Origin of the sequence: Massilia varians, from assembly GCF_027923905.1 — a bacterium.
In the GTDB taxonomy this organism is placed as follows: domain Bacteria; phylum Pseudomonadota; class Gammaproteobacteria; order Burkholderiales; family Burkholderiaceae_D; genus Telluria; species Telluria varians_B.
In genome coordinates this window covers 4791827-4811669 of record NZ_AP026966.1, presented here as the reverse complement: position 1 = coordinate 4811669, position 19843 = coordinate 4791827, and the positions used below count along the sequence as shown (strand labels likewise).

Here is a 19843-nt window from a genome sequence, read left to right as displayed (position 1 = left end):
TGTTCTTTAGTTATAGAAATCTTGCGTTGCAGCATTATTGACCCATGTGGAATTTGCTTGACCGTCCAGTCTTCCAGGAAATGGTTACAATCGGAGGGACAAAAGGAGGAGCGCGCATGGATCTCGTGATTCGCAACGCCACCCTGCCGGACGGCAGCCGCGGCATCGACATCGGCATCAACGGCGAACGCATCGTGGCCGTGGAAAAGCGCCTGGGTGCGCAGGGCGCGCGCGAGATCGACGCCGACGGCGACCTGGTCAGCCCGCCGTTCGTGGATGCGCACTTCCACATGGATTCCACCCTCAGCTTCGGGCTGCCGCGGGTGAACCGCAGCGGCACCCTGCTCGAAGGGATCCGCCTTTGGGGAGAGCTGAAACCCCAGCTGGCGCAGGATGCCATCGTCGAGCGCGCCTTGCGCTACTGCGACTGGGCGGTGGCGCGCGGCCTGCTGGCGATCCGCACCCACGTCGACGTCTGCGATGACCGCCTGCTGGCCGTCGAAGCGCTGCTGGAAGTGCGCTGCCAGGTGGCGCCCTACCTCGACCTGCAACTGGTCGCCTTTCCCCAGGACGGCCTGCTGCGCAGCCCGGGGGCCTTCGACAACCTGAAACGCGCGATCGCAATGGGCGTGGACGTGGTCGGCGGCATTCCGCACTTCGAGCGCACCATGGCCGAAGGAAGCGAATCGATCCGCCTGCTGTGCGAGTTCGCCGCCCAGCAGGACCGGCGCGTGGACATGCACTGCGACGAGACCGACGACCCGATGTCGCGCCACATCGAGACCCTGGCGTCCGAAACCCGGCGCCTGGGCATGCAGGGCCTGGTGGCCGGCTCGCACCTGACCTCGATGCACTCGATGGACAACTACTATGTGAGCAAGCTGCTGCCCCTGATCGCGGAAAGCGGCGTCGCGGCGATCGCCAATCCGCTCATCAACATCACCCTGCAGGGCCGCCACGACACCTACCCGAAGCGGCGCGGCATGACCCGGGTGCCGGAACTGCTGGCGGCCGGCGTGGACGTCGCCTTCGGCCACGATTGCGTGCTCGATCCCTGGTACGGCATGGGCTCGGGCGACATGCTGGAAGTGGCGCACATGGGACTGCACGTGGCGCAGATGACCGGGGTGGAGGCGATGCACCAGTGCTTCCTGGCGGTCACCGAGACCCCGGCGCGCATCCTCGGCCTCGAAGGCTATGGACTGGCGCCGGGCTGCTGGGCCGACCTGGTGCTGCTGGACGCTGGCTCCACGATCGAAGCGATCCGCCTGCGCGCGGCGCGCAAGCTGGTAGTGCGGCGCGGCGCCGTGGTGGCCGAGGCGCCATCTGCCCGGGTGAGCCTGCACCTGCCCGGACGGCCCGCCGCCACCGACTTCCGGATGCCGCAGCAGGGCGCGGCATATGATCGAAAACCTGCGCACGATTCGTGAACGTGCTGACAATTTGGAGCTAGAATAGAACGCTTTCAAGTTCGGTCAATACGCTTCCGACAGCCGTGAAAGACATCCAGATCCGCCCTGCCGGCGAGCAAGATTTCGATGCGATGTGGAACATCTTCTGCGCCCACGTCGCGGCCGGCGAAACCTATCCCTTCACCACCGCCACCACGCGCGAGGCCGGCCACGCCTACTGGCTCGGCCCCGAGGTGACCGCCTTCGTCGCGGCCAGCGGGACGCGCGTGCTCGGCATGTACCGCCTGGTGCAGAACCAGGTCGGGCGCGGCCACCACGTGGCCAATGCGTCCTACATGGTCAGCCCCTCGGCGCAGGGGGCCGGCGTCGGGCGCCTGCTCGGCGAGCACAGCCTGCTCGAGGCGCGCCGCCAGGGCTATCTGGCCATGCAGTTCAACTATGTCGTGAGCACCAATACCGCCGCCATCCGGCTGTGGAAGAAGCTCGGTTTCTCGATCGTCGGCACCCTGCCCAAGGCCTACCGCCACAAGCGCCTCGGCTACGTGGACGCCTACGTCATGTACCAGCTGCTGCAGGACCCCGACCACTGGCCGACGGCGGACGCGTGAGGCCGCACCCGCGCGAAGTCCTGCGTACCGAACGCCTGCGCCTGCGCCTGGCCGACACGGGCGACGCACCGGTGTTCCTGGAACTGTTCAACGATCCCGCCTTCATCAGGCATATCGGCGACCGCGGCGTGCGCAGCCTCGCCGCGGCGGTGCAAGCGATCGAGGACGGGCCGATGGCGATGCAGCGCACGCGCGGCCATTCCATGTACCTGGTCGAAGCCTGCGGGGAGGGCGGCGAGGCGGTGCCGGTCGGCCTGTCCGGCCTGATCAAGCGCGAGGCGCTGGAAGACGTCGACCTCGGCTACGCCTTCCTGGCGCGCCACCGCGGCCGGGGCTATGCCTTCGAAGCCGCCCGGGCCGTGGTCGCGCATGCGCGCACGCTCGGCATCGCGCGGCTGGCGGCCATCACCACGCCGGGCAACGCCCCCTCGATCGCGCTGCTGCTCAGGCTGGGGATGCGCTTCGTCGGAATGCGAACCGTGGTGGCGGGCGAGCCCGCACTGAACCTGTACCGGATGGACTTGCCGGAGGCGCGTTAGCGCACCTTGTGCGGCGCGGCGGTGGTGGTAGGATTGCCTGCACCTCCACCAACCGATCAAGCGAACCGTCGATGCCGATCACCGAGCCACGCCCCGATGCGCCGTTTTTCATCGTCCTCAACGCCGGTTCCGGCCATTCCGAGACCGAACTGAGGCGCTCGACCATCGAGAGCGTGCTGGCCTCCTCCGGCCGCAGTTGCGCCTTGGAATTGGTCGACGATCCGTCCGAACTGGCCGGGAAGGCGCGCGCCATGGCGGCGCGCGCCACGGCCGAAGGCGGCATCCTGGTGGCGGCGGGCGGCGACGGCACCATCAACACGGTGGCGCATGAAGCCGTGCTGGCGGGCTGCCCGTTCGGCGTCTTGCCGCAAGGAACATTTAACTATTTTGGCCGTACCCACGGCATTCCCGAAGACCTGGCCGAGGCCGTCTACGCGCTGCTGCGGGCGACGCTGCAGCCGGTGCAGGTAGGGCTGCTCAACAACAAGATTTTCCTCGTCAATGCCAGCGTCGGCCTGTACCCGAAACTGCTCGAGGAGCGCGAGCACGACAAGCGCCACTATGGGCGCAGCCGCGTCGTCGCGTTCTTCTCGGCCATCAAGATGGCGCTGCGTCCGCACCGGCACCTGCGCATCACGCTCGAACTCGACGGCAAGGAGCGCCGCCTGCGGACTACAACCTTGTTCGTAGGGAATAATCGCCTGCAGCTGGAGCAGGTCGGGATGCGCGACGGCCTGATCGAGGCGGTGGAGGACGGGCAACTGGTCGGCATCGCCCCGCGGCCGATGGGCAAGCTGGGCCTGCTGCGCCTGCTGGTGCGCGGCATGCTGGGGCGCCTGGGCGACGACGACGAGGTCGAAGCTTTTGCCTTCAAGCGCCTGCTGGTGCGCACGCCCTCGGTCTACGGCCGCAAGCGCATGAAGGTCGCGGCCGACGGCGAGGTGGAGACGATGGCCATGCCGCTCGAGTTCCGCGTGCTGGAAGGGCGGCTGCTCCTGATGACGCAGGGACCGTCGCGCAAGGAAGCGCGGCCGGTCCCCGGCGCGGCCGAAGCCGCCTGATTATGCACCTCGGGGTTTCGTAGGGTGGTCGGCTCTGCCGACCGCGCGTTCAACTGCCAGAAGCTTCGTCGCAGCGCATAGCGGAGCTGAACGCGCGCACGGCAAAGCCGTGCACCCTACGTTAATTCGTCCTGAGCAGGCGGACCCCATAGATGTCGAAGCGGTTCGACGGTCCCGTGAGGCCACCCGCCGCGCTGAAGCTGCTATTGCTGTCGAGATAGCTCATATTGTAGAAGTCGCTCATCTCGATGCGGTAGCTGCCGCGCCCCAGGCGCGCCGCCAGCGGCGTCGAATACACGCTGGGGGTATTCGCCTTCGTCAGCGGCGCATGCGGCAACTGCACCACACCCTGCGCCACGATCCGGCCGCGCCCGTCCTTCACGGCCAGCCACTTCACGCCGCCGCTGATGCCCAGGTTCACCTGGTTGGCCGCGTTGTGGTAACGGACCTGCACCTGGTAGTTGCCGGCCGCGGGGATGGCGATGCGGTCGACGGCGAAGCGGTCGCCCGGCCGGCCCCAGGCTTGCAGGCGCGGGCTCGGGAAGCGGGCAGTCGGCGCAACCGGCTTCAGGTTGGAGACGGTGCGCGCATCGGTGACGGCGATCTCGATGCCGGCGTCGACGCAGCGCGGGGCGCTGTGGTGGCTGCGGTTGTTGCTGGCCGCGGCCTGCGCTTCCACCGCATAGCAGCCGAAGGCGTTCGCGGATCGATCGATCCAGCTGCCCGCAGGCAGGCCCTCGGCCACGCGCTTGCCGTCGCGGTACACGCTGTAGCTCACGCCTTGTTCCTCCGGGGCGCCCGCGATCTGCAGCGTCACGCCCTTGGCGTCGCGCTTCAATGCCGCGATCGTGGGTTCGCGCGGGCCGAAGGTGGCGCCGCCGTCCGCGTACGGATCGTCCTTCACGCGGCGGATGTCCTGCTGCCCGGGCGCCAGCCGGCCGAGCACGATCTCGACCTGGTTCCGGTCCTGGAGCCGCGCAAGGGGAATGCTGTCGCCGCTTGCCTGGCCATTCAGCAGGACCTGGTCGACCAGGTAGTAGCCGTCTGCCCGGCTTGCCGCCGGCAGCCGCAGGCGTACGTCGACGCGCTTGCCGTGCAGGCGCAGATCGTGCAGGGCGATCTCGTTCGATGCCGCGAACATCTCGCGGCGCAATCTGGCGGTGACGAAGGGGCGCAAGGCCAGCGCATCGTCCTGGAGCGATACCCCGAACACCTCGCCCACCACCATGCCCAGATAGGCTCCCACGGACCACAGCTGGCGCCGCGAGTTGATCACCGGCCCGATCAGGTTCGGCTTGCGTTCGTCGAGCAGCAGCGGCTGGCCGGACAGCCACTCGAGGTTCTCCATGTTCGACATGTTCAGGGCCGCGCCGCGCATCAGCGAGTCGTAGGCCGCATCGGCCACCGCCACGTTCTTCGCGTGGGTGGCCGCCCGCAGGCCGTAGCCCGTGACGAAGGGCCACAGGGCGCGGTTGTGGTAGACCGGCATGTCCGGCTGCTGCGGCCAAATGACCGGCGCGCCCATCGGCCCGTGCGGGTAGCGCGCCAGGATCGAGCGCGCGCGTTCCTCGCTGGCGACGCCGCTGATGATGGCGAGCGACTGGCCGAGCCAGTCGAACTTGTGCATCGGCGCGCCGTCGAAGTGACCGGCGGTCAGGCTGCTGTACATGCCGGCATCGTCCAGCCAGAGCTGGGAATTGATGGCGCGGGTCAGCGCGTCTGCCCACTTGGCGTAGCGCTCCGCCCGGGCCTGGTCGCCTTGCCCGCGCGCCAGGGTCGATGCCAGCTTCAGGGCCTGGACGTGGCCGACGTTGGTCGACAGCGACTTCGAGGTCGACATGAAGGCCAGTTCGCCCGGGATCCACGACGCGTAGCTCTGGTCGCGCCAGTCGAGGAAGGACTGCTCGCCCATGTACAGGCCGGTCTTCGCATCGAAGGCGGCGATGCGGTCGTTCTCGATCGTGTTGACGAGCGCCGGCAGCGCGCGCCGTGCGAACGCGGCGCGTTCCCGGGCGGGCAGGGCGCGCAGGGTTTCCTCGGCCGCGAAGGCCCAGGTGACGCGGTCGGTGCTGACCGGCCAGCTGCCGCCGCTGCCGGTGTCCTGCACGATCTGCAGGCCGTCCTCAGTTGCGTCACCCTTGCCGGCGACCTGGGGCGCGACCGGCACGCCCTTGCGCCAGCCGGACAGCTTGAATTCGAGCGAGTTGCGCACCCGCTGCGGGTCGAGCAGGGCCAGGCCCAGGTCGGCCGCATACGACAGGTCGCGGGTCCACACGTAGTGCCACTTCTCGCCGGTCGCGAAGCACTCGCAGGCGATGGCGGCGCCGCCGTTGTAGTTGCCGTCGCGGATATGGCTGACCGAGTCCTGGCGCATCTCGGCGCCGGCCAGCGCGAACAGGGCATCGAAGGCCAGGTTGCCGGTGCGGATGCGCGGCAGGCCGGGCTGCTCGGCGTAGTCGCTGTGCTGTGGGCCGGGATCGCGCAGGCTCAGGGTGGTGGAGTGGACATAGCGGCGCAGCGGCGCACCGGGGTCGGGCGAGGAGAAGCGCGCCGTTTCCCGTTTGCCGTCCCAGGTCGGCCACTGGAGCGTCGCGACGGCGGCGTGCCCGGCGTGCGGGTCGGCGGTGCCTGCCGCCTGCGGCGTGTCCAGGCGCAGCACGCGCAGGCTCGGCGCGGCCGGGTTGGAGGCGTCCACCGTGAAGCGGTAGGTGCCGGTGCGGCGCACGAACAGGTAGTCTTCCGGGCCGGCCTGGGTCGCGAGCCGGTAGGGCGTGTTCGGCGCCACCGTCACGCTCTTGTTGGCATCAAGCACCCACTCGTCGCTCCAGTCGCGGCTGCCCACCTTGAATGCATGGTTGCCGGGACTGACCAGGATGTCGGCCTCGTAGACGCCCTGGCCCTTGTGGGCGAGCGCGTTGTCGGTACCCCAGCCGTTGAAGGCGCCGCGGATGTACAGTTCCTTGTCCTGTGCGCTCGCGCCCAGGCAGGCCAGGAAGGCGGCGGTGGCCAGCAGGCTGCGCTTCATTGTGCCGCCTCCAGTTCCAGGATCAGGCTTGCCTTTGCCGGCAGGCGCAGCTCCTTGCCCAGCTCGAAACGCTTGCCGCTCAGGACATCGACGCCGCCCGGCACCCCGGCCAGCATCTCGCGGAAGCGGTGGGTGTCCAGCACCATCTCCTTCGGGTTGTTGTTGAAGGCGACCAGCACCTTCTTGTCGTCGTCGTAGCGGAAGTAGACATAGGTATTGTCGCGCGGGCCGTAATGCATCAGCTTGCCGCTGTGGATCACCGGCTGGCCCTTGCGCCAGTTGGCCAGCTTGCGCACCAGCTCCTGGGCCGCGCGCTGCTGCGCCGTGAGGCCCTTGCCGGTGAAGGCGTCGACCCGGTCGCCGGCCCAGCCGCCGGGGAAGTCGCGGCGGTAGCTGGCGTCGTCGCGCTCGCCGGTGGCGCTGGTCATCAGGATCTCGTCGCCGGTGTACAGCTGCGGGATGCGCGGCATCGTCATCAGGAACACCATCATCATCCGGTAGCGGTCGAAGTCTTCGCCCAGTTCGCTCCAGATGCGCGCGACGTCGTGGTTGGCCTCGAACAGCACCAGGTTGCCCGGTTCCGGGTACAGGTAGTCGAGCGAGAGCGTCTCGTAGACGTCGGTGAAGACGTCGCCGCCCTTGTTGTCGCTGAGTGCCGTGCGCATGGCTTCGGCCAGCGGGAAGTCCATCAGGCTCGGGGTGGAGGCCGAATAGCCGTCGAAGTTCTGCTTGCCGCGCTGCCAGCGCGCCACCACTGGCACCAGCTTGCTCCATTCTTCGCCGACCATGTTCAGCTTCGGGTACTCGGCCATCAGGCGCCGCGTGTATTCGCTCAGGAAGGCGCCGTCCGAATAGCCGAAGGTATCGATCCGCAGTCCCGACAGGCCGGCATACTCGATCCACCAGATGTTGTTCTGGATGAGGTAGTTCGCCACCAGCGGGTTCGACTGGTTCAGGTCGGGCATGGTCTCGACGAACCAGCCGCGCGTGAAGTTGTCGGCGTCTTCCTTCGAGGCGTACGGGTCCTGCACGGCGACGCGGTGGTGCTGGGTGGGCACGAACTTGCCGCCGTAGTTGACCCAGTCCGGGGTCGGCAGGTCCTTCATCCACCAGTGCGAGCTGCCGATGTGCGACAGCACCACGTCCTGGATCAGGCCGATGCCGCGCTTCTTCGCCTCCTGCGACAAGCGGCGGAAGTCCTCGTTGCTGCCGTAGCGCGGATCGATGCGGTAATGGTCGGTGGCGGCGTAGCCGTGGTAGGAGTAGGCCGGCATATTGTTCTCGACCAGCGGCGTCGGCCACAGCTGGGTAAAGCCCATGCGCTGGATGTAGTCGAGGCGCTTGACGATGCCCTGGATGTCGCCGCCGTGACGGCCCGAGCCGTCCGCACGGTTTGCCTTCTCCAGCGTGTCCGGGGTGCTGTCGTTGCCGGGGTCGCCGTTGGCGAAGCGGTCCGGCATGACCTGGTAGATCGCGTCGCTGCTGTCGAAGCCGCGGCGCTGGGCTGAGCCGGGCTCGCGCGCCAGCAGCTGGTAGGCGTAGCTGGCCTGGCGGCCCGCGCCCTTGAACACGATGTCGAACTTGCCCGGCCGTGCTTCCTCGCCGATCTCGAGGTCGATGAACAGGAAGTTCCTGCTGGGGACCCGGGTCACCGAGGCGATGCGCACACCCGGATAGGCGAGGGCAGGCTCCAGGTCCGCGATGCGCTCGCCGTGCACCATCAGCTGCAAGCCCTTGTGCTGCATGCCGGTCCACCAGAAGGGCGGCTCCATGTGGGCGATCGCGGGAGACTGGGCCTGGGCGGCAAAGGGGCTCAGGGCGGCACTGCCGACCAGCAAGGTGGCGAAGAAAAGTTTCATGGGTATCTGGGCTTCTCTCCGCCACCTGTATGCGGCTTGAATACGCCTGCGTAGTCAGACTACAGTTTGCAGCCGAATCAGGAGGAGAGAGTAGTGCCGCGCTTGGTTGTGTTGCGGCGAGAATACTATGAAGCGACTACATGGTACAAATACATTGCCTGTTCGGAATCTAGTCAAAGTACAGATTCGTCAGTTCAAATAATTTTTCTGTAAGGAATTTTTCTGGTTTTTCTCGGCTTTCCGGTCCCCAAGCGTGCACCGGCATGGTGCATCTTTCCGCCCGGATGCTGCCTAAGAGTGCATTTGTAGTCCGACTACAGTGGTTTATATGCATCCTTGTAGCCCAAATACAACGGAAAAGCCGTGCTCTGCTGCCGATTTTCGGAAAAACGTGCCATTATCGTAGTAACAAGCAACTCCCGTTGACAGTGCATCTAGTTTTAATACAGAATCCTTGACAGAACGTCCAAAGACGTTTGCTTGAGGCTGGCGTGCAGCTGCCTGTCGCGCTGTAGTTTCGGGAAAAAATTATTGTGTCTTTATTGAGGGGACAAATGAATATCTTCGCAACCAAGCGCGCTGGTGAGCCGGCCCGCCTTGCATTCCAGCTGAGCCCGGTTGCCGCCGGCTGCGCAGTCTTCCTGTCCGTGTTCGCGGGCAGCGCCTACGCGCAAGCGACCGCGCAGGACAACACCACCACGACCACCAGCGCCACGTCGAGCGTCGCCACCCAGCCGAATTCGGCCGAGCAGGCGGCTGCCGCCGCCGAGCCGACGCCTGCGGGCGCCACTGCGAACGTCCAGCCGGGCGTCGCCACCGTCCAGGTGACCGGTATCCGCCGCGGCATCGAAGCGGCCATCTCGATCAAGAAGAATTCCAGCTCGATCGTCGAAGCCATCTCGGCCGAAGACATCGGCAAGCTGCCGGACCAGAGCGTCGCCGATTCGATCTCGCGCCTGCCGGGCGTGTCGGCCCAGCGCGGCCGCAGCTCGGGCAAGTCCTCGGACATCTCGGTGCGCGGCCTGGCGCCGAGCTTCAACGGCACCCTGCTGAACGGCCGCGAAATGGCCTCGACCGGCAACGCCCGCTCGCCTGAGTTCGACCTGTTCCCGGCCGAACTGATGGGTTCCATCGTCATGTACAAGACCCCGGACGCCAGCGTCATCGGCCAGGGCCTGGCCTCGACCATCGACCTGCGCACCGTGCAGCCGCTGGACTTCGGCAAGCGCACCGTCGCCGTCAGCTACAAGAAGACCCGCCTGGGCGTGAAGCACCCGGACGGACTGCCGGAAGGCGACGGCAAGCGCGCCACCCTGTCGTACATCGACCAGTTCGCGAACCGCACCATCGGCGTGGCCATGGGCTTCACCCGCTACGAAGAGACCGGCGGCGGCCAGACCACCTTCAACTCCTGGGGCACCGCGGAGATGGACTTCAACGGTGGCAAGGTCAAGACCCCGGGCGGCTTCGGCTACGACACCGTGACCGATTCGCACGAGCGTGACGGCGCGTTTGCCTCGCTGCAGTTCCGTCCGAATAAAAACTTCAAGTCGACCGTCGACCTGTTCTACTCGGCCGGCGAAACCGGCCAGAAGAAGACCGGCTTCGAAGGCGGCGTCGCCTACAACGGCGGCGGCGCCTACGAGCTGCCGCACGTGCTGAGCGCGGCGACCGTGTCGAACGGCGTCGCCACCAGCGGCACCCTGAGCAACTGGAAAGGCGTGGTGCGTAACCACTACGAAGGCGCGGAAGACGACCTCAAGACCATCGGCTGGAACAGCGAGCTGAAGATCGCCGACTGGACCACCAGCGCCGACCTGACCTGGTCGAAGGCGACCAAGCTGGGCTCGCGCTACGAGACCACCGCCGGTCTGGCCGGCCGCGCCCAGGACACCCTGCGCTACACCAACTTCAACGGCAGCAACGTCACCGAAGTGAAGTACACCCCGGGCTCGAACTACGCCGACGCCGGCGTCGCGCGCCTGACCGACGTGATGGGCTGGTCGGGCGGCGAAGGCTCGCCGCAGGCAGGCTACCTGGCCCAGCCTTACGTGGAAGACACCGTCAAGGCCGTGCGCCTGACCGCCAAGCGCGGCCTCGAATGGGGTCCGCTGACCGGCGCCAGCTTCGGCTTCAACCACACCTCGCGCGACAAGGCGCGCACCGGCGACGAAGGTCGCCTGGTGATCAAGGGTGGCGCCGGCCCGTACGCGGCCGTGGCGATGCCGGGCGGCGTGGCTGCCCAGGCCGGCAATTCGGGCTTCAACGTGCTGTCGTGGGATCCGCGCGGCTCGCTCGGTTCGGTCTACGAACTGGCGCAGAAGGTCGACGCCGACATCTACAACAAGTACTGGGACGTGCGCGAGCGCATCAACACCGCCTACGTGATGGGTGACCTGGAAGGCGAGATGTTCGGCCTGGGCTACCGCGGCAACGTCGGCCTGCAGGCGATCCACACCAACCAGACCGGCGGCGGCTACGTCATCGACAAGGCCCGTTGCGTCGGCAACACCGCGCAGACCTGCCCGGCGCAGCGCGTGAGCGAAAGCGACAGCTACTGGGATGTCCTGCCGAGCGCCAACCTGTCCTTCGACCTGCAGAACGAGCAGATGGTCCGCCTCGGCCTGGCCAAGGTGGTCTCGCGCGCCAACCTGGACGACCTGCGCGCCGGCCAGAACTTCGGCCTGGCATCGCAGGGCGTGTCGATCCTGACCGGTTCGGGCGGCAATCCGCAGTTGAAGCCGTTCCGCGCCAAGGCATTCGACCTGTCGTACGAGAAGTACTTCGGCAACAAGGGCTACATCAGCGCCGCCTACTTCTACAAGAAGCTCGACAGCTACATCATCCGCGTGCCGCGCATGTACGACTATCGTCCGTACATCACGCCGACCACCCCGCTGCCGCTGACCGGTCCGTACGCCGGCTCGACCATGGGCCTGTTCACCCAGCCGGTCAACGGCGACGGTGGCAACCTGAAGGGCTTCGAGCTGGCCGTGAACGTGCCGTTCTCGATGCTGACCCAGTACCTGGACGGCTTCGGCGTGATGGTCAACCACTCGGACACGAAGAGCAGCGTGAACCTGCCGGAAACGGGCTTTGCCAACGTGAACGGCGACATGACCAGCATCCCGCTGCCGGGCCTGTCGCGCAAGGTGACCAACCTGCGCCTGTACTACGAGAAGAACGGCTTCCAGATCGCCGCCGCGGCGCGCAAGCGTTCGAGCTTCCTGGGCCAGGTCTCGGACTTCCAGGACAACGCGCAGCTCACCTTTATCAAGGGTGAGACCATCGTCGACCTGCAGGCGTCGTACGAGATCCAGCGCGGTTGGCTGAAGGGCGTGAGCCTGTATGCCCAGGCGCAGAACTGGAACAACGCACCGTTCCTCGAGTTCACCGACGACGAGAACAACCCGTCGAACCGCCGCGCCTACGGCCGTACCTACCACTTCGGCGCCAGCTACAAGTTCTGAGCTGGGCTGAACTGAGGTAAAGTAACGACCCCTGCCGGGCACTTGCCTGTCAGGGGTCGTTTTTCGTAGGGTGGACGGCTGGGCCGTCCGCGCGTTCAACAAGTGGCGGCGCCGCTACTGCGCAAGCCGGAGCTGAACGCGCGGTCGGCAGAGCCGACCACCCTACAAAACCAGTGGGTAACTACATGCACAACGAACCAATCAAGGACATCGTCATCGTCGGCGGCGGCACCGCCGGCTGGATGACCGCGGCGGCGCTGTCGACCATCCTCAACGGCCGCTACAACATCCGCCTGGTCGAGTCGGACGAGATCGGCATCGTCGGCGTCGGCGAAGCGACCATCCCGATGATCCAGCGCTTCAACCGCGTGGTCGGCATCGACGAGAACGAATTCATGCGCGAGACCCAGGGCAGCTTCAAGCTGGGGATCGAGTTCGTCAACTGGGGCCGGCTGGGCGAACGCTACATGCACGGCTTCGGGCGCCTGGGCCAGGACCTGGCCACGCTGCCCTTCGACCAGTACTGGCAGAAGATGCGCCGCCTGGGCAAGGCCGCGCCGCTCGAGGAATATTCGATCACGCGCATGGCCTCGAAGGCCAACAAATTCATGCCGGCGCGCTTCGACGTCCCGAATTCGCCGCTGCGCGACATCGCCCATGCCTACCACTTCGACGCCAGCCTGTACGCGAAGTACCTGCGCAAGCTGTCGGAGGCGCGCGGCGTGGTGCGCATCGAAGGCAAGATTACCCGGGCGACCGTGCGCGAGCCGGACGGCCACGTCGACGCGCTCGAACTGGAAAACGGCACCCGCGTCGAGGGCGAGCTGTTCATCGACTGCTCGGGCTTCCGCGGCCTCTTGATCGAACAGCTTCTTGAAACCGGCTACGAGGACTGGTCGCGCTGGCTGCCGGCCGACCGCGCGCTGGCCGTGCCCTGCGAATCGGCGCCGGTCATCACGCCGTACACCCGCTCGACGGCGCACAAGTCGGGCTGGCAGTGGCGCATCCCGCTGCAGCACCGCACCGGCAATGGCCACGTGTACTGCAGCCGCTTCATCAGCGACGACGAAGCCGCCGCTACCCTGCTGGCCAACCTGGATGGCCGGGCGCTGGCCGAGCCGCGCCTCATCCGGTTCCAGACCGGCATGCGCAAGCTCGCCTGGAACCGCAACGTGGTGGCGCTGGGCCTGGCCAGCGGCTTCCTGGAGCCGCTCGAGTCGACCAGCATCCACCTGATCCAGTCCGGCATCCAGCGCCTGCTCGACTTCTTCCCGGACCGCGGCTGGAGCGCCGTCGACCGCGACGAGTACAACCGCCAGTCGCGCTTCGACTACGAGCGCATCCGCGACTTCATCATCCTGCACTACCACCTGAACCAGCGCACCGACTCGGAATACTGGAAAGAGTGCGCCAACATGGCGATTCCCGACACGCTGCGCCACAAGATGGACATGTACCGCGCGCACGGCCGCGTGGTCCGCGTCGACAACGAACTGTTTTCGGAAGTCGGCTGGATCCAGGTCTTCGAAGGGCAGAACATGCCGATCGACGGCTACCACCCGCTGGCCGACGCGCAGTCCGAGGAAGACATCGCCGAGTACCTCGAGAGCGTGCGCGGGGTGATCGCCAAGTGCGTCGACGTGATGCCGTCGCACAACGACTACATCGCCAAGATGTGTTCCGCCAAGAAAATGTAGCGCATACCCTGTATCATTCGCGGCCCCATGCGTGAAGGCGCATGGGGCCGCTGTTTTTTTACCACTTGGTAAAAAACAGCCCGTTCCAAATAGTGCCCGCCCTCGCTGCGCGAGAGAGTAAACTGCGGCTTTAGTATCAACTTTGAAAGCTTTGCCATGTCTGACACCCCCCTCCCGAACTTTGCCGACCTCGATCTTTCCGCGCCTGTACTCAAGGCGCTGAAGGACGTCGGCTACGAAACGCCTTCGCCGATCCAGGCCGCGACCATTCCGCTGCTGCTGGCCAACCGTGACGTGCTCGGGCAGGCCCAGACCGGCACCGGCAAGACTGCCGCGTTCGCGCTGCCGATCCTGTCGCGCATCGACATCAAGCAGGCCGCGCCTCAGGCGCTGGTGCTGGCGCCGACGCGCGAACTGGCGATCCAGGTGGCCGAAGCCTTCCAGAGCTACGCCGCCCACATCAAGGGCTTCCACGTGCTGCCGATCTACGGCGGCCAGAGCTACGGCCCGCAACTGTCGGCGCTGCGCCGCGGCGTGCACGTGGTGGTCGCCACCCCGGGCCGCGTGATCGACCACATCGAAAAGGGTTCGCTCGACCTGTCCCAGCTGAAGACCCTGGTGCTGGACGAGGCCGACGAGATGCTGCGCATGGGCTTCATCGACGACGTCGAGCACATCCTCCAGCAGACCCCGCCGGAGCGCCAGACCACGCTGTTCTCGGCCACCATGCCGCCGGCGATCAAGCGCATCGCCAAGACCTATCTGCGCGATCCGCAGGAAATCACGGTGGCCGCCAAGACCGGCACCGCCGCCAACATCACCCAGCGCTACTGGCTGGTGGCCGGCATGCAGAAGCTCGATGCGCTGACCCGCATCCTGGAAGCCGAGCCTTTCGACGGCATGATCATCTTCGCGCGCACCAAGCTCGGCACCGAAGAGCTGGCGACCAAGCTGCAGGCGCGCGGCTTCGCAGCCGTCGCCATCAACGGCGACATGGCCCAGCAGGCGCGCGAACGCACCATCGAGCAGCTCAAGAACGGCAAGATCGACATCCTGGTGGCGACCGACGTCGCCGCCCGCGGCCTCGACGTCGAGCGCATCAGCCACGTGATCAACTACGACGTGCCGTCCGACCCGGAAAGCTACACCCACCGCATCGGCCGCACCGGCCGCGCCGGCCGCAGCGGCGAAGCGATCCTGTTCATCACGCCGCGCGAGCGCGGGCTGCTCAAGGCGATCGAGCGCGCCACGCGCCAGCCGGTGGCGCCGCTGCAGCTGCCGACCGTGAAGGCGGTGAACGACGTGCGCATCGCCAAGTTCAAGGAACAGATCGCGGCCACCCTGGCCGAAGGCGGACTGGAGGTGTTCCGTTCGCTGATCGAGGAATACGAGCGCGAGCAGAACGTGCCGGCGGTGGACATCGCCAGCGCCCTGGCCAAGCTGGCGCGCGGCGACCAGCCGCTGCTGCTGGAGAAGCCGGACCGCGAGGCGCGTCCCGAGCGCGCCGATGTCGTGCCGCGCGAGCAGGGCGCATGGGAAGACCGTCCGGTGCGCGCGCCGCGCGAACCGGCCTTCAAGAAGGAGCGCGTGGTGCGCGAGGCGGAGCCGGGCATGGCGACCTTCCGCATCGAGGTCGGGCACCAGCACGGCGTCAAGCCGGGCAACATCGTCGGCGCCATCGCCAACGAGGCCGACATGCCGGCCAAGTACATGGGCCGCATCGAGATCTACGACGACTACAGCACCATCGACCTGCCGGACGACATGACGCAGGAACTGATCGACCACCTCAAGACCGTGTGGGTGGCCGGCCAGCAGCTGAACATGACGCGCGACGGGCTGGAGCAGCCGATCGCCGCGGCGCCGAAGAAGAAGTTCTTCAAGAAGGACGCGGGCAAGAAGCCGCACCGTAAAGGCTGAGGATTACCGTAGGGTGGACGGCTCGCCGTCCGCGCGTTCAAACCCGGCATGAGCAGACACGACGCGATTTTTCGTCCCGTAGTTGAACGCGCGGTCGGCAGAGCCGACCACCCTACTTGAACATCCACAGCAGCGCCTCGCGCAACTCCCCCGCCCAGAACGCCTCGTTGTGCTCCGCCCCCGGCACCAGCTTGAGCACCGTGTTGGCCGCCGGGTGCCCGGTCTGCTTCATCACTTGCGCCATGCGCTTGACGTCCGCATTCATCTGCGGCCCTTCCTTTTCGCCCATCAGCAGGAACACGCGCGCATCCTTCGGCACCGGCTTGGCGGCCACGAAATCGAAGGAGGGCTGCGCCGTCCAGTAGGCCGGCGAGAACACGCCCGCCTTGCTGAACACCTGCGGATACTGCACCAGCGCGTAGTGCGAAGCCAGTCCGCCCATCGAGCTGCCCATGATCGCGGTATGCGCGCGTCCGGCCAGGGTGCGGTACTGCCTGTCGATCATCGGCTTGACGGTCTTGACGATGAAGTCGGTGTAGGCCTGGCCTTCGCCCTTGCCGAACTGCGCGTTGTCCCAGGCGTTCAGCTCCGTCATGCGCTTGTCCTGGCCGTTGTCGATGCCGACCACGATCATTTCCAGCTTGCCTTCCCGGGCCAGCGCGTCCAGGGTCTCGTCCACTTTCCACTCGTCGGCGTAGGCGGTGGCATTGTCGAACAGGTTCTGCCCGTCGTGCATGTACAGCACCGGATAGCGCTTGTTCGAGGTGGCATAGCCCGGCGGCAGGTAGATGCGCAGCTGGCGCTTGCGCTCCAGCCCCGGCATCGCCAGCGGTTCGCCCAGCAGGCGCACGCCGGACGACGCGGTCGAGGCTTTGGCGCCATCGGCGGGCTGGTCGGCGGCATGGGCGGGAGCGCCGCACGCAAGGGCCAGCAGGAGGGGAAGAAGGGTGGGGCGCAACGAGGGCATCGCGTAGTCTCCTTGGTCGATTATTCTGTTGTTTGACTACAGAGGCGCACTCTCGGCGGCCCCTGTTGTGCCGATTCTACTATGACAGCTCTTCGATTGACACCCAGAAATCGCCATGTTATTTTGCTACAGCTACCTGTAGGCTGGCCTGATTGTGGGCTGCCTGCATCACACGAGAGCCCGCTCAGGTCCGGGCCGTCATTGGGGACACACATGGATATGCAAACCGCGGCCATCAAGCCGCGCCTGTCGTTCTGGCAGCTCTGGAACATGAGCTTCGGCTTCTTCGGCATCCAGTTCGGCTTCGCACTGCAGAACGCCAACACCAGCCGCATCTTTTCGACGCTGGGCGCCGACCCCGACAACCTGGCCCTGTACTGGCTGGCCGCGCCGGTCACCGGCCTGCTGGTGCAGCCGATCATCGGCTACCTGAGCGACAACACCTGGCACCCGACATGGGGACGACGCCGCCCGTTCTTCTTCATCGGCGCCGTGCTGGCCGCGATCGCGCTGTTCCTGATGCCGAATTCGTCCGCGCTGTGGATGGCCGTGGCCGTGCTGTGGATGATGGATGCCGCCATCAACGTCTCGATGGAGCCGTTCCGCGCTTTTGTTGGCGACAAGCTGGACGCCTCGCAGCAGACCGCGGGCTATGCGATGCAGACCTTCTTCATCGGCTGCGGCGCGGTGATCGCCTCCCTGCTGCCGGTGTTCTTCGAATCGATGGGCGTGTCCAACGAAGCGGTGGGCGGCACCATTCCCGAGACCGTGCGGTATTCCTTCTATGCCGGCGGCGCGATCTTCTTCCTGGCCGTGCTGTGGACCGTGGTGAGCGCCGACGAACTGCCGCCGCCCGACATGGACGCCTTCAACGCCGAGCGCAAGCATGCGCGCAGCTTCGGCGTCGCCATCAAGGAAATCCTCGGCGGCTTCGGCAAGATGCCCAAGACCATGGTGCAGCTGGCCTTCGTGCAGTTCTTCACCTGGATCGCACTGTTCGCGATGTGGATCTATACCGGCTCGGCGATCGCCGACAACGTCTGGGGCACCACCGACGCGCAATCCTCGAGCTTCCAGGCCGCCGGCAGCTTTGTCGGCGTGATGTTCGCGGTCTACAGCGGCGTGTCGGCGCTGGCCGCCTTCCTGCTGCCGGTGTTCGCGCGCGCCACCAGCCGCAAGACCGTGCACGCGACCTGCCTGGCGATCGGCGGCATCAGCCTGGCCAGCATCGTCCTGATCACCGACAAGAATATGCTGATGCTGCCGATGATCGGCGTCGGCCTGGCCTGGGCCTCGATCCTGACCATGCCCTACGCGATCCTGGCGGGCTCGCTGCCGGCCAAGCGCATGGGTTACTTCATGGGCCTGTTCAACTTCTTCGTCGTGATCCCGCAGATCGTCAGCGGCCTGTTGCTGGGCGGCGTGACCAAGCACTTCTTCGGCGGCCACACCGTCATGACGGTGGCGCTGGGCGGCGCCAGCATGCTGCTCGCGGCCCTGCTGACCCTGTTCGTGACCGACCGCGCAGCCCCGGTCAAGGCCGCGATCTGAGCCGCCGCGAGGCTTGCGCCAGTGATTCCGCGCCTGTCGTATCGTAACGTTTTATCAACATCCGTGGATGTTGCAATTCGTTATAACGACAGGAGCGAAGCATGACCATCCAGACCGTCCCGACCACGCCGTTCGCCGGACAGCGGCCCGGCACCTCGGGCCTGCGCAAGAAGGTGCTTGAATTCCAGCAAGCCGGCTACCTCGAGAATTTTGTCGAAGCGATCTTCCTGACCCTGGGCGAAGGCCCGGGGCGCACCCTGGTCGTCGGCGGCGACGGCCGCTATTTCAACCGCGAAGCGATCCAGACCATCCTGCGCATGGCGGCCGCCCACGGCATCGCCCGTTGCCTGGTGGGGCGCGGCGGCATCCTGTCCACGCCGGCGGTCAGTTGCGTGATCCGCAAGCACGGGGCTTTTGGAGGCATCGTGCTCTCGGCCAGCCACAATCCGGGCGGCCCGGAGGGTGACTTCGGTATCAAGTACAACATCGAGAACGGCGGCCCGGCGCCCGAGAAGATCACCGAGGCGATCTTCGCCCACACCCAGGCATTGAGCTCCTACCGCATCAGCGACGCCAGCGCGGTCGACCTCGACCAGCCGGGACGCACCCGCCTGGAAAACATGGTGGTCGAGGTCATTGACCCGGTGGCCGACTACAGCGAACTGATGGCGCGCCTGTTCGACTTCGGCGCGATCCGCGCGCTGTTCGCCCAGGGTTTTCGCATGCGTTTCGACGCCATGCACGCGGTCTCCGGCCCCTATGCGAAAGCCATCATCGAGGGCATGCTGGGCGCGCCCGCGGGCACCGTGGTCAACTGCGACCCGCTGGAAGACTTCGGCGGCGGCCATCCCGACCCGAACCCGGTCAACGCGGCCGACCTGATCGCCCACATGAACGGCCCCGATGCGCCGGACTTCGGCGCGGCCTCGGACGGCGACGGCGACCGCAACATGATCGTCGGACGCGGCCTGGCGGTGACGCCCTCGGACAGCCTGGCCATCATCGCCGCCAACGCCACCGTGGCGCCGGGCTACGCCAAGGGCATCGCCGGCATCGCGCGCTCGATGCCCACCTCGCAGGCGGCCGACCGCGTGGCGGAAAGCCTGGGCATCTCCTGCTTCGAGACTCCGACCGGCTGGAAGTACTTCGGCAACCTGATGGACGCCAACCTGGTGACGCTGTGCGGCGAAGAGAGCTACGGCACCGGTTCGCAGCACATCCGCGAGAAGGACGGGCTGTGGGCCGTGCTGTTCTGGCTGAACCTGCTGGCTGTTCGCGGCAAGTCCGTGAACGAGATCGTGCGCGAACACTGGGCGCGCTTCGGCCGCAACTACTATTCGCGCCACGACTACGAGGCGGTCGACGCCGCCGCGGCCGACGCCCTGATGGCGGCGCTGCGCGAGAAACTGCCCGAGCTGGCCGGCCAGACGCTGGGAGCTTTTCGGGTGGCCGAGGCCGACGATTTCACCTACCACGACCCGGTCGACGGCTCGGTGGCGACGCGCCAGGGCATCCGCATCATCATGGCGGACGGCTCGCGCATCGTATTTCGCCTGTCCGGGACCGGCACCGAAGGCGCGACCATCCGCCTCTACCTCGAGCGCTATGAGGCCGATCCCGCACGCCACGAGCTCGACACCCAGCAGGCGCTGCTTGAGCTGATCGCCATCGCCGACAGCGTGGCGCAGCTGCGCCAGCGCACCGGCCGGGAGCATCCGACCGTGATTACCTAGA

12 protein-coding genes are annotated in these 19843 nt (G+C 66.6%); 9 read left to right on the top strand and 3 right to left on the bottom strand.

The genetic code is table 11. From position 1 onward, the window contains the following. The first annotated feature begins 116 nt into the window (after positions 1-116). From MasN3_RS21750 to MasN3_RS21735, 4 genes are all read left to right on the top strand, one after another. Positions 117-1430 (top strand): amidohydrolase family protein, encoded by a 1314-nt coding sequence (locus MasN3_RS21750; protein WP_281910177.1) that lies wholly within the window; start codon positions 117-119, stop codon positions 1428-1430. Between the two features lie 65 nt (positions 1431-1495). After that, positions 1496-2020, top strand: coding sequence for a GNAT family N-acetyltransferase (locus MasN3_RS21745; RefSeq protein ID WP_281910175.1), 525 nt, complete (start codon positions 1496-1498; stop codon positions 2018-2020). Beyond that, on the top strand, positions 2017-2559 hold the full coding sequence (locus MasN3_RS21740; RefSeq protein WP_281910174.1) for a GNAT family N-acetyltransferase: 543 nt from the start codon (positions 2017-2019) through the stop codon (positions 2557-2559). The genes MasN3_RS21745 and MasN3_RS21740 overlap by 4 nt, the downstream gene beginning before the upstream one ends. Positions 2560-2630: 71 nt before the next feature. After that, on the top strand, positions 2631-3620 hold the full coding sequence (locus MasN3_RS21735) for a diacylglycerol/lipid kinase family protein (RefSeq protein WP_281910173.1): 990 nt from the start codon (positions 2631-2633) through the stop codon (positions 3618-3620). A 121-nt stretch (positions 3621-3741) separates the two neighbouring features. Here MasN3_RS21735 and MasN3_RS21730 read toward each other — a convergent pair whose 3' ends face one another. Both MasN3_RS21730 and MasN3_RS21725 read right to left on the bottom strand, forming a co-directional pair. After that, complete coding sequence (locus tag MasN3_RS21730; protein ID WP_281910172.1) at positions 3742-6645, bottom strand: MGH1-like glycoside hydrolase domain-containing protein; 2904 nt, start codon at positions 6643-6645, stop codon at positions 3742-3744. Then, a complete protein-coding gene (locus tag MasN3_RS21725) occupies positions 6642-8504 on the bottom strand; it encodes a glycoside hydrolase family 13 protein (RefSeq protein WP_281910170.1) in 1863 nt (620 codons plus the stop codon). Before MasN3_RS21725 ends, MasN3_RS21730 begins: the two co-directional genes overlap by 4 nt. Before the next feature lie 554 nt (positions 8505-9058). Here MasN3_RS21725 and MasN3_RS21720 point away from each other — a divergent pair. The 3 genes from MasN3_RS21720 to MasN3_RS21710 all read left to right on the top strand — a co-directional run bounded on the left by MasN3_RS21720 (position 9059) and on the right by MasN3_RS21710 (position 15591). Beyond that, entirely contained in the window at positions 9059-11974 is a 2916-nt protein-coding gene (locus tag MasN3_RS21720; RefSeq protein ID WP_281910168.1) for a TonB-dependent receptor, read from the top strand. Between the two features lie 185 nt (positions 11975-12159). Further along, positions 12160-13671, top strand: a complete 1512-nt coding sequence (locus MasN3_RS21715) for a tryptophan halogenase family protein (protein WP_281910167.1) — start codon at positions 12160-12162, stop codon at positions 13669-13671. Between the two features lie 156 nt (positions 13672-13827). Then, entirely contained in the window at positions 13828-15591 is a 1764-nt protein-coding gene (locus tag MasN3_RS21710) for a DEAD/DEAH box helicase (protein WP_281910166.1), read from the top strand. A 112-nt stretch (positions 15592-15703) separates the two neighbouring features. Here the strand turns inward: MasN3_RS21710 and MasN3_RS21705 are convergent, their stop codons facing one another. Next, complete coding sequence (locus tag MasN3_RS21705; protein WP_281910163.1) at positions 15704-16558, bottom strand: alpha/beta hydrolase; 855 nt, start codon at positions 16556-16558, stop codon at positions 15704-15706. Between the two features lie 213 nt (positions 16559-16771). Here MasN3_RS21705 and MasN3_RS21700 point away from each other — a divergent pair, with 213 nt between their 5' ends. Next, positions 16772-18109: an MFS transporter gene (locus MasN3_RS21700; protein ID WP_281910162.1), complete on the top strand. Its 1338-nt coding sequence runs from the start codon at positions 16772-16774 to the stop codon at positions 18107-18109. 101 nt (positions 18110-18210) lie between these two features. Then, the gene (locus MasN3_RS21695) at positions 18211-19842 is read left to right on the top strand and encodes an alpha-D-glucose phosphate-specific phosphoglucomutase (RefSeq protein WP_281910160.1); all 1632 of its coding nucleotides are present in this window, start codon (positions 18211-18213) and stop codon (positions 19840-19842) included. Position 19843: the final 1 nt, after the last annotated feature.

Bases quoted from the DNA above. Each gene is read 5' to 3' on its own strand.
- MasN3_RS21705 (WP_281910163.1), bottom strand. From the start codon at position 16,558: ATGCCCTCGTTGCGCCCCACCCTTCTTCCCCTCCTGCTGGCCCTTGCG.
- MasN3_RS21695 (WP_281910160.1), top strand. From the start codon at position 18,211: ATGACCATCCAGACCGTCCCGACCACGCCGTTCGCCGGACAGCGGCCC.
- MasN3_RS21700 (WP_281910162.1), top strand. From the start codon at position 16,772: ATGGATATGCAAACCGCGGCCATCAAGCCGCGCCTGTCGTTCTGGCAG.
- MasN3_RS21720 (WP_281910168.1), top strand. From the start codon at position 9,059: ATGAATATCTTCGCAACCAAGCGCGCTGGTGAGCCGGCCCGCCTTGCA.
- MasN3_RS21730 (WP_281910172.1), bottom strand. From the start codon at position 6,645: ATGAAGCGCAGCCTGCTGGCCACCGCCGCCTTCCTGGCCTGCCTGGGC.
- MasN3_RS21725 (WP_281910170.1), bottom strand. From the start codon at position 8,504: ATGAAACTTTTCTTCGCCACCTTGCTGGTCGGCAGTGCCGCCCTGAGC.
- MasN3_RS21715 (WP_281910167.1), top strand. From the start codon at position 12,160: ATGCACAACGAACCAATCAAGGACATCGTCATCGTCGGCGGCGGCACC.
- MasN3_RS21750 (WP_281910177.1), top strand. From the start codon at position 117: ATGGATCTCGTGATTCGCAACGCCACCCTGCCGGACGGCAGCCGCGGC.
- MasN3_RS21710 (WP_281910166.1), top strand. From the start codon at position 13,828: ATGTCTGACACCCCCCTCCCGAACTTTGCCGACCTCGATCTTTCCGCG.
- MasN3_RS21735 (WP_281910173.1), top strand. From the start codon at position 2,631: ATGCCGATCACCGAGCCACGCCCCGATGCGCCGTTTTTCATCGTCCTC.